Source organism: Mariprofundus micogutta (assembly GCF_001895085.1).
GTDB classification, from domain to species: domain Bacteria; phylum Pseudomonadota; class Zetaproteobacteria; order Mariprofundales; family Mariprofundaceae; genus Mariprofundus; species Mariprofundus micogutta.
This window is the reverse complement of the sequence record NZ_BDFD01000014.1, coordinates 1-18,972: the sequence shown is the minus strand read 5'-3', so window position 1 is coordinate 18,972 and position 18,972 is coordinate 1. Positions and strand designations below refer to the sequence as shown.

Annotated in this window: 14 protein-coding genes and 1 tRNA gene; 4 read left to right on the top strand and 11 right to left on the bottom strand. The window is 48.2% G+C overall.

The window, feature by feature from the left end; translation table 11 throughout:
* Positions 1–67: 67 nt before the first annotated feature.
* The 10 genes from hflX to MMIC_RS08290 all read right to left on the bottom strand — a co-directional run bounded on the left by hflX (position 68) and on the right by MMIC_RS08290 (position 13,606).
* Positions 68–1,375: a GTPase HflX gene (hflX, locus tag MMIC_RS08335; protein ID WP_072660007.1), complete on the bottom strand. Its 1,308-nt coding sequence runs from the start codon at positions 1,373–1,375 to the stop codon at positions 68–70.
* Positions 1,375–2,292 (bottom strand): tRNA (adenosine(37)-N6)-dimethylallyltransferase MiaA, encoded by a 918-nt coding sequence (gene miaA, locus MMIC_RS08330; protein ID WP_072660006.1) that lies wholly within the window; start codon positions 2,290–2,292, stop codon positions 1,375–1,377. The genes hflX and miaA overlap by 1 nt, the downstream gene beginning before the upstream one ends.
* Entirely contained in the window at positions 2,289–3,464 is a 1,176-nt protein-coding gene (locus MMIC_RS08325; RefSeq protein WP_072660005.1) for a cation:proton antiporter, read from the bottom strand. The genes miaA and MMIC_RS08325 overlap by 4 nt, the downstream gene beginning before the upstream one ends.
* Positions 3,464–5,290, bottom strand: a complete 1,827-nt coding sequence (mutL, locus tag MMIC_RS08320) for a DNA mismatch repair endonuclease MutL (RefSeq protein WP_072660056.1) — start codon at positions 5,288–5,290, stop codon at positions 3,464–3,466. Before mutL ends, MMIC_RS08325 begins: the two co-directional genes overlap by 1 nt.
* Before the next feature lie 374 nt (positions 5,291–5,664).
* Positions 5,665–5,943 (bottom strand): peptidylprolyl isomerase, encoded by a 279-nt coding sequence (locus MMIC_RS08315; protein ID WP_072660004.1) that lies wholly within the window; start codon positions 5,941–5,943, stop codon positions 5,665–5,667.
* The gene (locus tag MMIC_RS08310; RefSeq protein ID WP_227819432.1) at positions 5,943–6,545 is read right to left on the bottom strand and encodes a DsbA family protein; all 603 of its coding nucleotides are present in this window, start codon (positions 6,543–6,545) and stop codon (positions 5,943–5,945) included. The genes MMIC_RS08315 and MMIC_RS08310 overlap by 1 nt, the downstream gene beginning before the upstream one ends.
* Positions 6,546–6,704: 159 nt before the next feature.
* Positions 6,705–7,910 (bottom strand): UbiH/UbiF/VisC/COQ6 family ubiquinone biosynthesis hydroxylase, encoded by a 1,206-nt coding sequence (locus MMIC_RS08305; RefSeq protein ID WP_072660002.1) that lies wholly within the window; start codon positions 7,908–7,910, stop codon positions 6,705–6,707.
* On the bottom strand, positions 7,911–9,143 hold the full coding sequence (locus tag MMIC_RS08300) for an FAD-dependent oxidoreductase (protein WP_072660001.1): 1,233 nt from the start codon (positions 9,141–9,143) through the stop codon (positions 7,911–7,913).
* A gap of 104 nt (positions 9,144–9,247) precedes the next feature.
* Positions 9,248–11,350, bottom strand: a complete 2,103-nt coding sequence (locus MMIC_RS08295; RefSeq protein ID WP_072660000.1) for a putative bifunctional diguanylate cyclase/phosphodiesterase — start codon at positions 11,348–11,350, stop codon at positions 9,248–9,250.
* Between the two features lie 159 nt (positions 11,351–11,509).
* Positions 11,510–13,606: a putative bifunctional diguanylate cyclase/phosphodiesterase gene (locus tag MMIC_RS08290; RefSeq protein WP_072659999.1), complete on the bottom strand. Its 2,097-nt coding sequence runs from the start codon at positions 13,604–13,606 to the stop codon at positions 11,510–11,512.
* Positions 13,607–13,710: 104 nt separating this feature from the next.
* Between MMIC_RS08290 and MMIC_RS08285 the strand changes: the two genes are divergently transcribed.
* The 4 genes from MMIC_RS08285 to MMIC_RS08270 all read left to right on the top strand — a co-directional run bounded on the left by MMIC_RS08285 (position 13,711) and on the right by MMIC_RS08270 (position 17,651).
* Positions 13,711–15,009 (top strand): urea ABC transporter substrate-binding protein, encoded by a 1,299-nt coding sequence (locus tag MMIC_RS08285; protein ID WP_227819431.1) that lies wholly within the window; start codon positions 13,711–13,713, stop codon positions 15,007–15,009.
* Positions 15,010–15,013: 4 nt separating this feature from the next.
* Complete coding sequence (locus MMIC_RS08280; protein ID WP_072659998.1) at positions 15,014–17,020, top strand: sensor histidine kinase; 2,007 nt, start codon at positions 15,014–15,016, stop codon at positions 17,018–17,020.
* Between the two features lie 9 nt (positions 17,021–17,029).
* A complete protein-coding gene (locus MMIC_RS08275) occupies positions 17,030–17,473 on the top strand; it encodes a response regulator (protein ID WP_072660054.1) in 444 nt (147 codons plus the stop codon).
* Between the two features lie 91 nt (positions 17,474–17,564).
* Positions 17,565–17,651: transfer RNA gene (locus MMIC_RS08270), tRNA-Leu, on the top strand.
* Positions 17,652–17,767: 116 nt separating this feature from the next.
* On the opposite strand, the gene MMIC_RS08265 is transcribed toward MMIC_RS08270, so the two are convergent.
* Positions 17,768–18,292: a pentapeptide repeat-containing protein gene (locus MMIC_RS08265; protein ID WP_072659997.1), complete on the bottom strand. Its 525-nt coding sequence runs from the start codon at positions 18,290–18,292 to the stop codon at positions 17,768–17,770.
* Positions 18,293–18,972: the final 680 nt, after the last annotated feature.

Below are 18,972 nucleotides of genomic sequence, written 5' to 3'. Positions count from 1 at the left end.
ATCAGGCTGCCACGTCATCTTTGATTTTATATGGTCATCATACGCTGATTGAGATGCAGCCGGGCTACTATTTCCGGAGCTGATGCAGCCCCTCTTTCTCGACAAAACGTCCAACATCCGCAGGATTCAGAAGCACAACCACATCTACATATTCATCGCCATGATGTATGGAGATAACAGTGCCGTGCTGATGACAGAATGCCAGAGAACGCCCGTCACCATGTTCCAGCTTCAGATGCATCTCATGCATCTCTGCTGTCAACCAGTCGCACAGCAGATGTACCAATTCATCCACACCTTCCCCGCTTGCTGCAGAGATTGCCATTCGGCTGTCTACAATAGACTCACCACGAAATGACTCGATACCCGGTGCCAGATCCTTTTTATTCATCACTTCTACGATGGATGGCGCAAAATCACCGACAAGGCCAAGCTGCTCAAGTGTTTCACTCACCACTTGCCCCTGTCTTGATATCATCGGGTCGGAGGCATCTCGAACATGCAGAATCAGATCAGCTTCGATCACCTCTTCCAGCGTTGCACGAAAAGCATCAACCAGCTCATGCGGCAACTCCTGCACAAAACCCACCGTGTCGGAAAGCATCAGCTGCAGGCCTCCTGGTAATTCCAGTTTACGCAGCGTGGGATCAAGCGTGGCAAACAGCTGATCGGCAACATAAACCCCGGATTGAGTCAACAGATTGAATAAGGTCGACTTGCCTGCATTGGTATAACCCACCAGGGCAACCGTCGGAATTGCCTTGCGCTGACGCCCTGCCCTCTGCGTGGCACGCATGCGGCGAACCTTGTCGAGATCCTTCTGTAAGGAAAGAATCTTGTCCCGGATCATACGGCGATCCAGCTCAATCTGGGTTTCACCCGGCCCGCCCATCAGCCCCACACCTCCGCGCTGGCGCTCCAGATGGGTCCAGCTTCTGACCAGACGTCCCATCTGATAATTCAGACTGGCAAGTTCCACCTGCATCACACCTTCCCGGGTACGAGCCCGTGCGGCGAATATTTCCAGAATCAGTCCTGTGCGATCCACAACCTTGGCATTCAGAGCCTCTTCAAGATTACGCTGCTGGATAGGTGATAGCGGGTGATCGACAAACACCACCACGGCTTCAATCGCTTCAACCTGCTGGCGAATATCTTCAACCTGACCCTGACCCAGCAGTGTTCCTGCCATGGCCCTGCGCACTTTGAAACGTAGGGAACGGCTTAAATCACAATTACTGGTTTCAACCAGCCTGTCGAACTCTTCAGCGCGCGATTCCCATGCGTAATCACCCAGCCGCTGGGTGGCAAATTCCGGATGCACACTGATTGCGATATCCAGTTCATCTTCAGTATCATACAATTGACTACTCATCAGCTTTGCAATAACCCCATCATGTTATCTTTCAATTCATCTGCACTTCCATGCACTGCATCAGGGGTCTGGTGATTAAACCATGTCACCTGTCGTTTAGCATAACGACGCGTGGCCGTAATGCTATCGCTGATCGCTTTCTCCAGACACAGATCACCCTTGAGATGATCAAGCAGTTGCCGATAACCCACCGCGCGCATCGCCGGGTGGGTATCAGGCAAATTCAATCCGGCCAGCCAACGCACCTCATCCAGCCAGCCAGCCTCCATCATGGCCTGCAAACGCGTTGCAAGCCGTTCACGCAACAACTCACGCGCCACATCAATCACAAATACCGGGCAATCGATCGCAGTCACTTCACCGGAAGCTTCTGACTGCCAGTCGGCGAGCGAACGACCTGTGCTCTCCAATACGCAAAGAGCACGCATTATACGCTGGCTGTCGTTCGCCTTTAAGCGCTCGGCCATCACCGCATCATGTTGTTGCAGATAGCGGTACAGGCCTTCTGTCCCTTCCACCCAATGCATAGATTCGAACTTGTTACGCACTTCAGTCTTCTCATCAGGAATATCTGCAAAGCCATGCAACAGTGCTTTCAGATAAAGACCTGTGCCACCGACAATCAACGGCATACGCCCCTGTTCATTTTCACGGCTTATCACAATCCGGACTTCACGAGCCCAGCGTGCCGCTGAATAGAGATCCGGCAGTTCGCAGCAATCAACCAGGTAGTGAGGAACTTTAGCCCGCTCTGCTTCAGTCGGTTTGGCTGTGCCAATATCCAGTCTCTGATAGAGCTGCATTGAGTCACAGCAAATAATAGAGGTTTGTGTTTCGGCAGCCAGCTGCATTGCCAAAGCCGACTTGCCTGTGCCGGTCGCCCCCATCAGGGCTACAGCTCGAAGTATCTGACTCATAAGCGATCCTTTGTATAGATGCCATGCATGCGGGCAAAGCGTTTAACCAGAGAGTGCCACAATGGACTGAGCATCAATGTCAGAGCGATAACCAGCACCGTCATGGTATGCAAAGCCTCATCAATCAGGGCCACATGCAGGCCAACAGCCGCAAGCAGGAAGGAGAATTCTCCTATCTGGGAAAGTAAGCCGGCTGTAACCAGTGATGATTCCCATGTTTCACCGAGTGCCCGCATAACAAACACGTTACTGCCCGAGTTAAAAAGAAACACCAGCAACGTTAATCCGAGTACAATTTCAATATTGGCCAGCAGATAATCAATTTCCACAAGCATGCCGACAGAGAGGAAGAACATGGCCATAAAGATCACCTGCACGGGAGCGATATGTTCATGTACCCACTGCGACTGATCCGAAGATGCCAACAACACACCGGCAAGGAATGCACCCAGTGCCGGAGAGAGACCCAACCAACCAGTCAAAGATGCCGAACCCAGACAGAGTAATAATCCCAAAATCATCCGATGCTCGAAACTCCCCAACATCACATCAGGAATGTGAAACCGGTTATTACGCATCAACCAGAAGACGAACAGCAGGATTGCAATACCGCCGGCCACCTGAAAAGCTATATCAGAAACCGTGATTTCATCTCCGCCGCCAAGCATGCTAAGAATAATCATCATCGGAATAATCGCCATATCCTGAACCAGCAGCACACCCAGTGCATTCTGCCCCATCGGCAGTTCCAACTCTCCTGAATCCTGCAGCATTCTCAACACCACAGCTGTACTGGAAAGACTGATGATAAAACCGTATAGCACACCCTGTTGCCAACTCATATCCACCAACATTGCCAGCCCGACACAGACAGCCACACTGATTAAAATCTGAATATTTGTACCAACAAAAGCAATCTTCCATCCCGACATCAGGCGTGGAATGGAAACTTCCATCCCGACAAAGAAGAGCAGCATAATCACACCGATCTCGCCAATACGTGTTACCAGACCGTGATCCTCAACAACAGCGAATCCGGATGGACCAATGATAATGCCGGTAAGGATATAAGCGACGACAATCGGTACCTTCATACGCATAGCGGCATACGCCATCAGCATTGAGAAAAACAGTACAATGGTAATCACCAGGATTACCGGATCCAGATGCATTACTCTTTCCTGCCGAACAGCCGGTCAAGATCATTCAGCGAAAGCCCCACATAAGTTGGTCGGCCATGATTGCACTGGGCAATATTCGGCGTCCGCTCCATCTCGCGCAGCAGTGCCTCCTGCTCATCATGTGATAGCAAGCGTCCGGACTTGATCGAACCCTTACAGGCCCGATTTCCCAGCCAGCGCTCAAGAATTCTGCCAAGCCCACGCCCATCCGCTTCCGATTCAGCCCCGGTCAGCATGCAACTTTCCACCAGCTCAGCCACCAGTTCAGCCGCAGCTTCCTTCACCAGCATGGCGGGCACGGCAGTGATGCGGAACGATTCATCAGAGCTCATTTCAACTTCCACTCCGAAAGCTTCCAATTCGCCGGCATTGTCATGTAACCAGGCAGCCATTTTACTGCCCAGATGGAGGGCTTCAGGTGTCAGCAATTTCTGGCTGGAAACTGTCCTGTTTGCCAGTTGCTTTTTCAGTTTCTCATAGGTCATACGCTCATGCGCTGCATGTTGATCTACCAGAATCACGCCGTTCTCTGTTTGAGACAGAATATAACAGCGATGAATCTGGGCCAGTGGTCGCCCGAGATCGAGTGTACCATCGACCTGATAACTGCTTCCGGGTTCAGCGACAGAGGGCGCTGAAAAGAGCGCCCTCTGTGTATCAGCGGAAACAGATGATGATAACATCGAGCCCCTGAAGTCGCCGGAGGAAAAACGAGGCATGGTACCAACGCCACTGCTACCGCCTGAAGATTGCCCCCCTGAAGGCATGGAAGCGTGCATCGACAGCATCGCCTGATCTGTTGTTGTTGAAGAAACCGATTGGCCCATGCGCTCAACGCCTGCACGGATACAGGCTACAATGCCGGCGCGCACAGCCTGTGGAGATTTGAAACGCACCTCACGTTTGGCAGGATGAACATTCACATCCACATCCGCCGGATCAATCTCCACTTTGATCAGCGCAACAGGATAACGATCATGGAACATCACATCACGATACCCTGCCCGCGCTGCAGCAATGAGTAATTTATCACGAATTACACGTCCATTCACCATGAACATCAGACGTGTGGAATCGCGGTAATGGAAGGTAGGCAAACCCAGATGAGCGGATATCTGCATGCCTTCATGTGTTATGGTTACCTCAAGACTGTTATCTGCAAAATCTGCACCCATAATCGCCAGCACACGCTCAGACTCAGTTTGAGCCCGAAAATCAAAACGCTTTCTACCATCGAGTTCGAGCAGCATGGCAACATGAGGACTGGCCAGAGCCAGTGAACGGAACACTTCTACAATAGCCGCCTCTTCTGTTTTATCAGTGCGCATGAAATTCAGACGAGCAGGTGTATTGAGGAAAAGATCGAGCACTTCGATACGGGTGCCTTTGCGAGGTGGTGCCGGACGAACTTCGCTCGCTGCCCCGCCATCCACACGCACTTCAACACCTTCGCGACTATCGGCCAATGCTGTCTGCATACGAAAACGCGATACCGATGCAATAGATGGCAGTGCCTCACCGCGAAAACCGTGACTGGCGATGCAATGCAGATCATCAGATGATTCTATTTTACTGGTGGCATGACGTTGTAATGAAAGCTCTGCATCAAAAGCCGACATACCGAAACCATCATCTTCAACCACGATAGATTTCTTGCCTGCACCGCTAATGCGTACAGACACTTTGCTTGCACCAGCATCAAGCGAATTTTCCATCAGCTCTTTAACCGCAGAGGCAGGACGCTCCACAACCTCGCCGGCAGCGATCTGGTTGGCTACATGCGGCGAGAGAACGTGAATCAATTGATCAGCAATCATGATTGGCAACAATGAAGAGAAACAGAAATGATGGAACTCCTTATATCGAAGTGGCGTAAATCTGCGTGCATCCGCCGCAACAATCCACCCTCATAATCAATGAGCCCAAGGCAATCGCATTAAAATACCCTATGTTTTACAGCATATTCAGTATTTTCCACCGCAAAGGACGCAAAGTTTCGCAAAGTAAGTCAAAGAGGATCCTTGTAATTAGTAGAGGTATTCACCAGATAGCTACAGTATAGTTTAGATAGGAAAATCCTAACACATCAAAATATAAGGGTTTACTCTGCGAAACTTTGCGTACTTTGCGGTAAATTATTTTAATATTTTAATGCTATTCGCCTTTCAATGAGTCACAGTAAAAGTGCTGGTTAACTTCTGAAATATACCACCACAAGGTGAAAACCGAACTGTGTTTTGACCGGCCCATGCACCTTCAATAACGCTTTTCTGAAAATAATGTTCTCAATTGGTTTGACCAATTGCCCTGGAAATATTTTACCCAGATCCCCGTCCTTTTTCCTTGAAGGGCATTGTGAATATTTTCTCGCCAGCCTGGCAAAGTCCTCACCCTGAGCAAGCCTCTGTTTGAGCTTCTCAGCCTCAGCCTTTGTTTTCACCAGTATATGTTTCGCCATGGCACTGCGCATCACAGAGCCTGCACAGAGCTTAACTGCTGTAACATCATACCTGCATCACTGTAGTCAATACGGATATGCCGGAATGCTCCCCTATCCTCGAGAATCAGGCCGGGAAACCCTGTGCAGCCCATATTGCTGGCGGTGCGTATTTCCGACATCAGCTCTGCTTGTGTATCAGCCCCATGCAAATCATTTTTGAACCTGCTGACATCCAGAGAAAGGCTGTAAGCCAGATCTATCAGTATCTCATCATCCGATGGATTACGCGCATTCAGGTAATAGGCATGCTGAATAGCTTGTATCATTGCATCTTCCAGCATTGGGTTCTGATTTTTCGCGGCAATCACAGCCCGACAGGCCGGATAAGTGGAACGCCGGGGATCACAACGTGACCAGAAATCATAATTAAATCGGGTTCCGGGAACTTTCTTTTCAATCACCTGCCAATGACGGCGAATCATGCTCCGGGTTTCTGCTGACATGAGGAGATCCGAATCCGGAGCCAATCCCCCCAATAGATACTTCACTTCCATTGAGTCAGGCATCTGCTGGCGCACGTCATCCCAGACCGGGCGAAATGCCCAACACCAGCTGCACATGGGATCGTGCATATAATACAGCACAGTCATTTTAGATGCAGATTAACACAGCTATTGTTCTATGAATCTATTTACGAATGCAGACAACAACTCTCTCTTCATTGTAGCTGTATTGTATAAACAAGTGTTATTCATCTGAGTTAATCTGCGAATATCTGTGTCAAAGATGCATTAACTAATCTGCTTGGGAACAGGCAGAGAAAGGCCAGTAGAATTACGCATCAGCAACTGCTTGATCGCGCCACTATTTCCCATCAAACGCATACCGAGCCCACGCGCCTCTTTCAAACCGGGAATAGCGCTGGTGAAAACCTGATGGAAGGTTTCCATTGAACCCATCACGGATAACACATCAGGCATGCGCTGTTTCATGTAACGATCCAGTACAGACAACTCTCCCCAGTCCTCTTCAAAACGAGACGCATCAGCAATTTCCTGCGCCAGAACCATGGCGTCACGCAAACCCAGATTCACTCCAAGACCGGCCAGAGGATGGATACAGTGTGCTGCATCTCCGATCAGTGCCACGCGCTCGCGCACGAAATGCCTGGCCAGCTGCCCTTTCAGTGGAAACGCAGCACGATCTCCCACTTCTGTGATGCGGCCAAGAACCGGACCAAAGGTGACATTCAGTGCACTGAGAAAGGCTTCAGCATCCATGGCCATCAATCGATCGGCCTCGTTATTCTCAGCACTCCAAACAATGGAGCATAGACCATCCGTCATCGGCAACATGGCAAGCGGACCTGTGGGCAGGAAGCGCTGGTAAGCAATGCCACGATGCGGCTGTTCGGGGCGTACAGTAGCAACAATGCCTTTCTGTTTATAATCGCGTTGCCAGACATTGATACCTGCCTGCTCGCGAATCCATGAACGACCGCCATCTGCGCCAACAACCAATGGAGTGGAAAGCTGACGGCCATCGGCCAGTTTCACTTCCACCTTGTCATCCAGCCAGGTGACTGCGCTGATTTCTGCAGGTGAGCAGAATTCCACTTTATCACTCTCCAGCAATGCCTTGTGCATTGCCCGCTGTGTGCAGGAATTCTCGATCAGATAACCCAGTGCTTCCTCTTCAATCTCGGAGGCGTCAAAACGAATACCGCCCTGCTCCTGATTATCCCAGATACACATGCTGCGCATTGGGCCGGCATCCTGTTCAAGGTATTTCCATACACCCAAACCCTGCAGGATTTTTACATTGCCCATGACAATCGCAGAGACTCGGCAATCGCGATCCAGAGATTTACGTACCGGCGGTTCACCACGCTCGATAATGACTATCTGCAGGCCTGTATCTTTCAGCGCACAGGCAAGAGCAAGCCCCACCATGCCACCACCCACAATAATCACATCCGCGTAATCAGATTGCATCATTTAAACCTCCAGCCGCTGTGGAGTAATCTGGCCAACACCTGATGCCTGTTTGAGCAGCAGGCCTGAAAGCGTCGGTGCAAGCGGCAGCTTTTCCAATCCCATGCCGCGCAGCCATTTGACTCCGGGTACTTCACTGCCAAACAGATGTGACATCGATTCGGTAAATCCCGCCACAGCCATCACATCTGCCCTGCGTTTTTCAGCATAACCCTGCATGATAATCGGTTGTCCGGGATCACTATGAGCCAGTTCACCGTCCAGCATTTCAACCAGTGACACGACATCACGGAAACCGAGGTTCATGCCCTGCCCTGCTACGGGGTGAATGGTGTGGGCTGCATTGCCAACCAATGCAATACGCGGCTTGGCATACTGTTTGGCTATAGATAATTCAAGTGGATAGCTGGCACGCGGGGACGTCGACAAAATATTGCCAATCTGATCGATGGTTGTGTCACCAGCGGCGCGCTGCAAGGCTGAAATAAATGTTTCATCGCTCATGGATAGAAGCTGTGATGCCTCTGCCGGTGCTGCTGCCCAGACAATGGAAAAACGATCATCAGCCAGAGGTAAAAATGCCAGCGGACCTGAACGGCGAAAACATTCATGTGCCGTATCATTGTGGCCCTTCTCGCATGATACGGAGGCCACAAGTCCAAAACGGTTATAATCCCAGCCGAACAAACCGATACCAGCCATCTGCCTGATCTGACTATGCGTCCCGTCAGCACCAACCAGCAAAGCAGCTTTCAGATGTGTTGATTGCCCTGCCGATTGCAATTCAAGCTCCACCCCGTTATCTGTTACAACAAACTGCTGCACAGTAGCACCTGAAAACAATTCTACTGATGAAGATGCAATCAGTTCATACATGGGCTGAAGCAGCAATCCCATTTCCACGACGTAACCGAGTTCCTGCATATTCGGGGCAAAACCGAGTCCATCTGCAGCATCAAGGTCTACACGCCCGACATTGCCGGATTCGCCCACAACAATATGACGAATATCACCGACACCCTGGCTGGCCACAGCATCCCAGACACCAAGTCGCTCCAGATGACAGCGCGAACCGTAGTTCAGAGCAATGACACGCTCAGGGCTCGAAGAAGAGAATGTGGGTTGAAAGCGCTCAATCACGGCAACACGATAATCCAGCCGGTCAAGTTCCAGCGCCAGCGTGATGCCCACGGCACCTCCACCTACAATGACAATATCAAAATCGTTGTCTTTCACCGAATCCCCAACCCTGCTCTGAATAATATCCGCACTATCCTTGCCGGTTTATGACGGATTGCAAGCCGGAGCAGTCGTGCTCATTTTTTCTGAAAGCCGCCTCTTTACTGCTTACGGAGAAGTTCAAGAAACTCATGCGCAGATACAGGCCTGCCAAACAGATAACCCTGAACATAGTCACAGTCATGAAAACGAAGAAATTCCAGTTCTTCTTGCCGCTCCACCCCTTCTGCGATGACCTTGAGATTCAGATTGTGCGCCATCTCAATCATGGCTTTCACCAGAACCGCCTTATCATTATCGCTATCCACGTGAGAAACGAACCCGCGGTCAATTTTTAGCCCGTCAAACGGCATTTTCTTGAGAAAGCGCATGGAGGAGAAGCCGGTGCCAAAATCATCAATCAGAAAGCTCATGCCCAGTTGTTTCATGGTATCCAGCTTTTCTTTAATTCTTTCCGGCCCTTCGATCATCACATTTTCGGTAATCTCAATAATCACGTTTCCATCAGTAGGCTCGGAACGATCAATCGCCGCCTGCAGCTGATGCTCCAGATTTGTGTGCACAATCTGGATCGGAGAGACATTCAGACAAATCTGCAATGGTTCATTCAACTGACCACGCCACTCTGCCAACTGATTGTAAACTGCATCAATGACCCAACCACCGAGCGGAATAATCAGTCCGGACTCCTCGGCAATCGGAATAAAATCATCAGGCATGATCAAACCCTTCTCGGGATGGTTCCAGCGAATCAGTGCTTCTGCATGCGTAATCCTGTTGCGATGCAAATCAATCACCGGTTGAAAATGCATGGCAAGCTGATTCTCGGTAATCGCCTGCAGCAGTTCCTGCTCGATGATTGCCTTTCTTTCCGCCTCTTCATTCATCTTGCGGTCAAAGAATACGTGTTGATTTCGACCCCTTGCCTTGGCCTTGTACATGGCCATATCGGCATGCGCCAGCAGCTGCTCAACACTATCACCGTCTCCCGGATACACCGAGATGCCTACTGATGCGGAAACATAGGCTTTACGTCCGTTAAAAACATATGGCTGGGAGATGGCTGAAGTGATTTTTTCAGCCACACGGCTTGCATCTTCGGCATGATGAATCAATGGCATCAGGGCAATAAATTCATCACCGGAAAGCCTGATCACCGTATCACTCTGCCTCAATGCAGTAGATATTCTTTTACCCACTTCGATCAGGAATTCGTCACCTGCAGCGTGTCCGTAACAATCATTGATATGTTTGAAGCGATCCAGATCAATAAACAACAGGGCCATGGATGTATGTTCGCGTTGCGCCAACCGCATAGCTTCAGAAGCTCGATCAACCAGCAAGGCCCGGTTCGGCAGATCGGTGAGCGGATCGAAATTGGCCTGATGCCATATTTCCTCTTCATCTTTCTTGCGCTCAGTGATATCGGAAAAGGCACCTACATAGCGGTGAACGTCGCCATTGGAATCACGAATGGCAGTAATAACCATCCATGCCAGAAAAACCTCACCAGACTTCTTCCTGTTCCACAGCTCTCCTTCCCAGCAATCATTATCTTCAAGCAATTGCCACATGCGCTTATAAAGTTGCTCATCACGTCTGTCTGATTTCAGGAAACCGGCAAACTGGCCTACAGCCTCTGCGGATGTGTATCCGGTAATATCAGTGAAAGCAGGATTCACCACTTCAATGCGAGTCTCGACATCAGTCACCATGATGCCTTCCTTGATCACATCGAATACAGTTTCAGCAAGACGACGGCGATCGAAATGCTTCTTTCGTTTTTTGAGTTTGATCCTCTGCTCTTCTTGAACACGCTGTATGGCAGAACAGAGCTTATCAACATGCCCACCGCGTATATCTTTGACCAGATAATCAACCGCTCCAGCCCGCATAACTTCAGAGGCGATCTCTTCATCGCCTTCGCCGGTCAACATAATTACAGGCGTATCAATGCCATTGTCTTTAAGAATCTTGATCAACTGTAAGCCATTCAGAACAGGCAGGTTGTAATCAACAATGGCAAAGTCATAGTGATTATTCTGAAGCTCAGCCAGGCCTCTCTCACCATCTGAGGCTATATCAATGATATAACCGCTTCGTTGCTGAATCTGGATCTTGAGCAGGCCGGCCAAACCGGCATCATCCTCAACATAGAGGATACGCAGACCATCTCCGGTCAATGCCTGATTCTGCTCTGTCATATGCCGATTTCCCCTCTTCACGTGACAGACAATCAAACACCCATATCTATCAATGCACTGTCACGTTGATAACCATAGCATAGAAAATGAAAAAGTTCATGGCTGAACAGGCCCTGATTGGCAATGAACCCGGCGTCTAGGCAGCAAACAGCAAAAGGATCACTGTTGAGAAGTTAATAAGGCTAAAAATTGTTCAGCAGGCATGGGCCTGCCCAACAGGTAACCCTGCACATAATCACAGTCCAGAGAACGCAAATAAGCCAGCTCTTCTTCTCTCTCCACGCCTTCTGCGACCACTTTCAGGTTCAGGCGATGTGCCATCTCGATCATGGCTTGCACCAGAACAGCCTTTTCATTATCAGCATCAACATTGGCGACAAAGCCACGATCAATTTTCAAACCATCGAAAGGCAGCTTTTTCAGATATCGCATGGACGAAAAACCGGTGCCAAAATCATCAATCAGGAAACTCAGCCCCATCTCCTTCATGGCATCCAGTTTCTCTTTGATCTTCTCAGGCCCTTCAATCATCACATTTTCAGTAATTTCGATAATAATACTTCCATTCGGTGGCGCACACCGGGTCATGGATGCCTGTAGTTGTTTATCCAGATTCGCATGCATCATCTGAATCGGGGACACATTCAGACAAATCTTCAGATCATCCGTTACACGCTGCCAGAGCTTCAACTGATTACAGACTGCATCAATCACCCATTCTCCAAGCTGGATAATCAAACCGGACTCCTCAGCAATCGGAATGAAATCATTTGGCATGATCAGCCCTTTTTCAGGATGGTTCCAGCGAATCAACGCTTCAGCATGAGTGATCCTGTGACACTTCAGGTTTGTCACCGGCTGGAAATACAGGACCAGCTGATCATCTTTAATAGCCAGCATTAACTCATGTTCGATACTCGCTTTTTGTTCAGCCTCTTCATTCATTTTATGATCAAAGAACAGATGCTGATTACGTCCGTTCTCCTTGGCTTTATACATCGCCATATCAGCATGGCTAAGCAGGGTCTCCACGCTATCTCCATCACCGGGATAGACTGCGATGCCTACAGAAGCGGACACATAGGTTTTACTGTCATTGATGATATATGCAGCAGATATCGCTGAAGTGATTTTCTCCGCCACTCGCCCTGCATCTGTGACATGTTGAATCAGTGGCATCAGCACAATAAATTCATCGCCTGAAAGACGAATGACCGTATCACTTTCCCTCAATGCCGAAGAGATTCTTTTGCCGACCTCGATAAGGAATTCATCACCCACCGCGTGACCATAGTGATCATTGATGTATTTAAATCGATCCAGATCAATAAACATCATTGCCATTTCTGTATGTTCACGCCTGGCTCGTCTTAAGGCCTCGGCCGCTCGATCAACGAGCAAAGATCTGTTCGGCAGATCAGTCAGAGGATCAAAATTGGCCTGATGCCAGATTTTTTTTTCATCTTCTTTCCGTTTACTGATATCGGTAAACACCCCGATATACTGACTAACCTGACCATCCTTCTCCCGGATCGCATTAATCGCCAACCATTCCGGATATTCCTCACCGGATTTTCTTTTGTTCCAGATTTCACCTTCCCAAAAGTCGTTTTTTTCAATGGCTTTCCACATGCGCTTGAAGAACTGATCATCATGCTGGCCGGACTTGAGAAGGGAAGGCGTTTTCCCTATGGCTTCTTCATAGGAATAACCGGTAATCGTCGTAAATGCCGGGTTGACTGCTTCAATGATATTGCTGCCGTCAGTGACGATGATCCCTTCTTCGGTCACATCAAACACCTTCTCGGCCAACCTGCGTTTGGCGAAGACCATTTTCTGCTGTATTTTTTTCTGCTGATCAACCCACACGCGTTGAATAGCTGCGCATATTTTATCGACATGTGCTTCGCCAACATCCTTAACCAGATAGTCAACCGCGCCAGCTCTCATCACCTCTGCAGCAATCTCTTCAGTACCTACACCGGTGAGAATAATGACCGGCACATCGATGCCATTGTCTCTGAGGATATGCAGCAACTGCAAACCACTAAGAACAGGTAAATTATAATCCACAATGGTCATATCATAATGCTGCTGTTGCAGCTTTCGTAAACCCTGCTCAGCATCCTCTGCGACATCCACATGATAACCACTTCGCCGATGTAGCTGTTTCTGCAACAGGCGAGCTAAACCTTCATCATCCTCGATATAAAGAATATGAATATCACTGCGAGTAAGTGATCCTGATTCTGACATGTAATGCCTCAACCCTCCCTGAGAATACCAGCCATGCTAGGATAAGCCCTATGCATTGAATATGAACCAAGCATATTTCAAGCCAACAAACATTGGCATCCGATATGCTCAACAATGCTATGCCATTGTTGCAACGAGCCGGATTAAAACAGACATATAAGTATTTGTTGCTGCCTGTTATGGGCTGTGCCTTGCTGTTATTATTAACAGCTTGTCAAAACGCTGACAAGGAACCCATAAAAATTGGCATACTTCATTCGCTAACCGGCACCATGGCGATCAGTGAAAAACCGGTGGTGGATGCCACGCTGCTGGCCATTGAAGAGATCAACGCCAAAGGCGGCCTGCTGGGAAGGCAACTCAAGCCGATCATTGCCGATGGTAAATCCGACCCTGCAACCTTTGCCAGTGAAGCACGACGCCTGATTAAAGATGAGCAGGTAGCAGTGACTTTCGGCTGCTGGACCTCGGCCAGCCGCAAAACAGTGAAACCAGTTATTGAACAGTATGACAGCCTGCTGTTTTACCCGCTTCAATATGAGGGCTTCGAGCAATCACCCCATATTATTTATACGGGCAACACTCCCAACCAGCAGATCATTCCAGCCATCAGCTGGAGCAATAAACATCTGGGCAAACGACTGTTTCTCATTGGCTCCGATTACATTTTCCCCAGAGTTGCAAACTGGATCATCAAAAAACAGGCCTCCATACTGGATATGGAGATCGTCGGGGAAATCTATCAACCACTGGGCAGTAGCGATTTTGACTCTGTTGCCAGAGAGATTATCTCAGCAAAACCGGATGTTGTGATTAACACTATCAACGGCGATAGCAACATCAGCTTTTTCAAGGCTCTGTTCGAAGCTGACATCACATCCAGTGACATGCCGGTATTATCATTCAGCATTTCAGAAAATGAGCTGGCAGTGATACCGGAGGATCATAGCCGGGGCCACTATGCCGCATGGAGCTATTTCCAGAGCATTGATAGCCACGGAAACCGAGAATTTGTCCGGGCCTTCAAAACACATTTTGGCAAGCAGCGGCTTATTAGTGATCCGATGGAAGCTGCCTACATCGGCGTTCACCTGTGGGCTAAAGCAGCACAGCTGATCAACAGCATCGATGCCAAATCGATTATCTTCCGCCTGAAAACGATCACTATGGAGGCTCCGCAAGGCATTGTGGCAATTGATCTGAATAATCATCACCTGTGGAAACAGGCCCGCATTGGCAAAATCGTTGCCCAGCACCAGTTTGAAACTGTCTGGCAATCCGAAAGTAGTATCCAGCCAATGACACATCCGCTCGGCATTCTGCAGGATGATGCAGAGCATTATATCAACAGCCTGTTTGATCTCTGGGGCCAGCAGTGGTCCGCCCGGCCTCAGGAAGAGTGATTCCATGCATCTACTGAATCGTTTCAGCGATTTACCTGTCCGCTACAGGATCATCTTCACCCTGATCGTGGTGGTGTTGATCTCGGAAGTTTCACTGTCATTTTTTGCCTTCAAACAGTTTGAAAACAGCATGATCGCAGAATCGATACAACACCTGAGAGATATTCGCAGCAACCGCATCTATTCAGTGCGCACCGAGCTAACCCAGCACATCCAGATCAATGACATCTTTTCAAGTTTGCCTGAAACAGCCGAAGTGCTGGTTGCGTATAACAAGTTACCGGGTAACAGGCAGACTCCAGACAAGAGCGGTGAAGCCATCGAACATCTGATACACCATTTGGGCGAACAAACAGGTCTCTATGACCTGTTTGTGATCGCAAAAAATGGCGATATCATTCATTCGGCAAAGAAAGAAGCAGATTTCAACACTAATCTGCTCACTGGTCCATACAGAAACACAGCACTGGCAAAAGCATACCGGCATGCCATCAATCAACTACAGACCCGAACCTCCAGCATCGCTTTTTACATGCCTTCCAACGCCATGGCAGTGTTCATAGCCAGCCCGGTAATCCTGCACGGTCAACTGCTCGGTGCAGTAGCCATACAACTGGACTGGAAGAGCCTGGCAGACATCCTTGGCTCGATCACCGGACTGGGGAAAAGCGGTGAAGTCGTTGCCGGTGTGTTACATGGAGACAAAGCCTATCTGGCACCTCTCAGACATATGCCGACTTCAGAAATGGACTTCACCGTTCCTATGGGAGCCAATCTGGCAGGGCCGATTCAGGATGCCCTTCAAGGCCATGTCAGTAGTGCATTTGATGTGGATTATCGCAATATCCCGGTGGTTGCAGCCTGGGGTTATATTCCGGAACTGGAGATGGGACTGGTTGTCAAAATGGATAAGGCTGAACTGATGGAATCAGTGCAAAACATGCAGCAAAATGCGATAATGATCGTGCTTGGCGTCATGATTGGCACAGTGTTTATCGGCATGATGCTGGCCAGAACCATTTCAAGCCCCATCGACGAACTGACCGAAACAACGCTTGCCTATGCTGATGGCAACATGGAAGAACGCAGTAATATTTCCAGCCATGATGAAATCGGCCTTCTTGCAACGGCATTCAATACCATGGCCGACAATATCAAACGTTATAATCAAGATGTAATTGATAAGAACCTGAAACTGAAAGCCTATGGTGAAGAGCTGGAACAACGTGTGGAAGAGAGAACAGCTACCCTGTCGGCAGCCAATGAAGAGATTAAGAGCTTTGCCTACATCGTCTCCCATGATCTGCGCTCCCCGCTTGTGAACCTGAAAGGTTTCACCGGAGAACTCGATTACACACTCAAGGAAATCAGTGAAAAACTGGCAAGCATCAAAGATAAACTGGAAGCCTCTGAACAGCAGGAAATGCAGAAGCTCATCGAAGAAGAGATCCCGGAATCGATGGGCTTCATTACGACTTCGGTCGAAAAAATGGATGCGATGCTTGCTGCCATTCTAAAGCTGTCACGTTTGGGCCGGCGCGAACTGGTACTTGAAACCATCGACTTGAGTGAAACAGCAGAATCACTGGTAGATATTCACAGGCATCAACTGCAGGAAACCCACTCCCGGGTGGATATCGGTGATTTACCCTGCATCCGCAATGACCGTATGGTCGTGGAACAGATTCTCGGTAATCTGATCGATAATGCGATCAAATACCTTGATCCGGAACGGGCCGGTGAAATCTCCATCAGTGCAGTAAGCAGAGACAGTGGCATTGCAATTGCCGTAACAGATAACGGCCATGGCATCGCTGAAAGTGAGAATGACAAAGTATTTCAGATCTTCAGACGCGGACGCCATACTACCGTGCAGGGAGAGGGAATGGGGCTTGCTTATGTGCAGACACTGGCTCGCGCCCAGGGTGGCAGCATTACGTTTGAATCACAGGAAAACCTGGGAACCACGTTTACGGTGTTCCTGCCATGTATAGAAAACAATGAGGTGTAAGCAATGACAATGGAAAACTTTGAACGTGTTACAATTGTGCTGGCCGAAGACGATGAAGGCCATGCCCGACTGACAGAGAAAAATCTCGAACGCGCCGGCATCAGAAATAAAATTCACAAATGTATTACTGGTAGTGCCGTGATCGACTATATCTGTGGTGAAGGTGAATTTGCTGGAAAGCCACACATCAGTGATACCCTGATCCTGCTGGATTTGAATATGCCGATTATGGATGGCTATCAGGTTCTCGAGAAACTGAAATCCAATGAGAAAACAAAACAAATACCGATTATTGTGCTCACAACGACCGATGACAAACGTGAGATTAAGCGCTGTTACGAACTGGGTTGCAACATCTACATCACCAAACCTGTGGATTACATAGGCTTTTCAAATGCTGTCAGGGAACTGGGGTTATTCCTCAGCGTCGTTAAAATTCCAAACGGTGTTTGAAAACTGTAAAAGTCAGGCCCGCATAGCTCTTGACAGTTTAACGGTAGATGACAATGCTTCGCGCCGTCTTTCAAACCGTACTTGTTTCAATGCCTGAGTGGTGGAATTGGTAGACACCCGGGATTCAAAATCCCGTGCTTTCACGAGCGTGCCGGTTCGACTCCGGCCTCAGGTACCAGCAAGTATTTTAAGCATTAATAATGCTTAAAATACGCGCTAGGATGCAACGATTTATCGTTGCTATCTTGCACACCCAAACCTTCCCTTCACCTAACGTTGCCCCGATCTAGACACTCAAAGTGGCGTTACCTCAGTAAAAGACGCCTTCTGTTGATTGCATATGGGATAATCCTTCAAATGTGAACCGATAAAAGTTGCATCTGATAATTTTGCCCCCAAAAGGCAGTCTTCATTCAGATATGCTCTGGTCAAATTGGCTGATGATAAATCGGACTCTCTCATGTCTGTTTTTAACAAATATGTCTCAGACAATACAGCACCTTTCATAAATGCTTTTCTCATAGATGCGCCAAGAAGGAGTGCCCCAGAAAATTTAGCATTTTCTAATTCAGCCCCATTTAAGTTAGCATTGAAAAAACTAGCCGAAGATAGATTTGTGTTATTGAGCTTAGCGCCTGATAAATCCGATTCGTTAAATTTAGCTCCGGACAAATCCAGGTCGGATAAATCCGCTCCAGATAAATCACAGTTTTCACATACCTTTGTAGCTTTAGCCTTAATTAAATGCTGCAAATCAAACGCATACGCGTTGGTAGACAATATAATTGCCGATACAATTATAAATATTGTATGCTTCAAGATTAGTTCCTCATATTTAAATTGGTATTTAGGGGTGCAATGATATAAAACTTAAAGTGAATCTATTACTATGAGTGTAATGATTATAAAACCAACCATTAGCGCTATTTGAATTCTTTTAGACAGTATTTCAGTCAAGCCTTTATCTCCATAAAATGTTAGTGGCTATCATTAATAGCACATAATTTATGGATTGCAAATCAAGTACATTCAAAAGAATGGTGTGAATGGAATTGCTTTAAACTCTCTCAGCAATTCCAATAACTGATACAGCTTACATGATGATGGTAGAGCAGTGACCGTCCAATCACAACAGACTGTGAGCTGCAGAAATTAAGGCTCAGGTTTTACCTGAGCCTTGTTAAACTCTCTCACAATGAATCAATGACTATAAGAGTAAGGATGATAAAGCCAATTAATACTACAACTTGAACACCTCTTTTTGTTTCTTCACTCATTTTCATCCCCCCGATTTCCCTCCATGGAAATGAAATTATATGTATGGAGAGTATCGGCGACATTATTGAAGACTTTAAATTAGCTAAACAGAGGAGGGTTCTACCCCGTTTCTACGGACACATCTAAAAAGAGGCATAATATGCCCATAAGGAGTGTTCCGAATGACCCAACGAAGAAAGTACAGTGCCGAATTCAAGCGCGAAGCTGTTGCGCTTACCTAC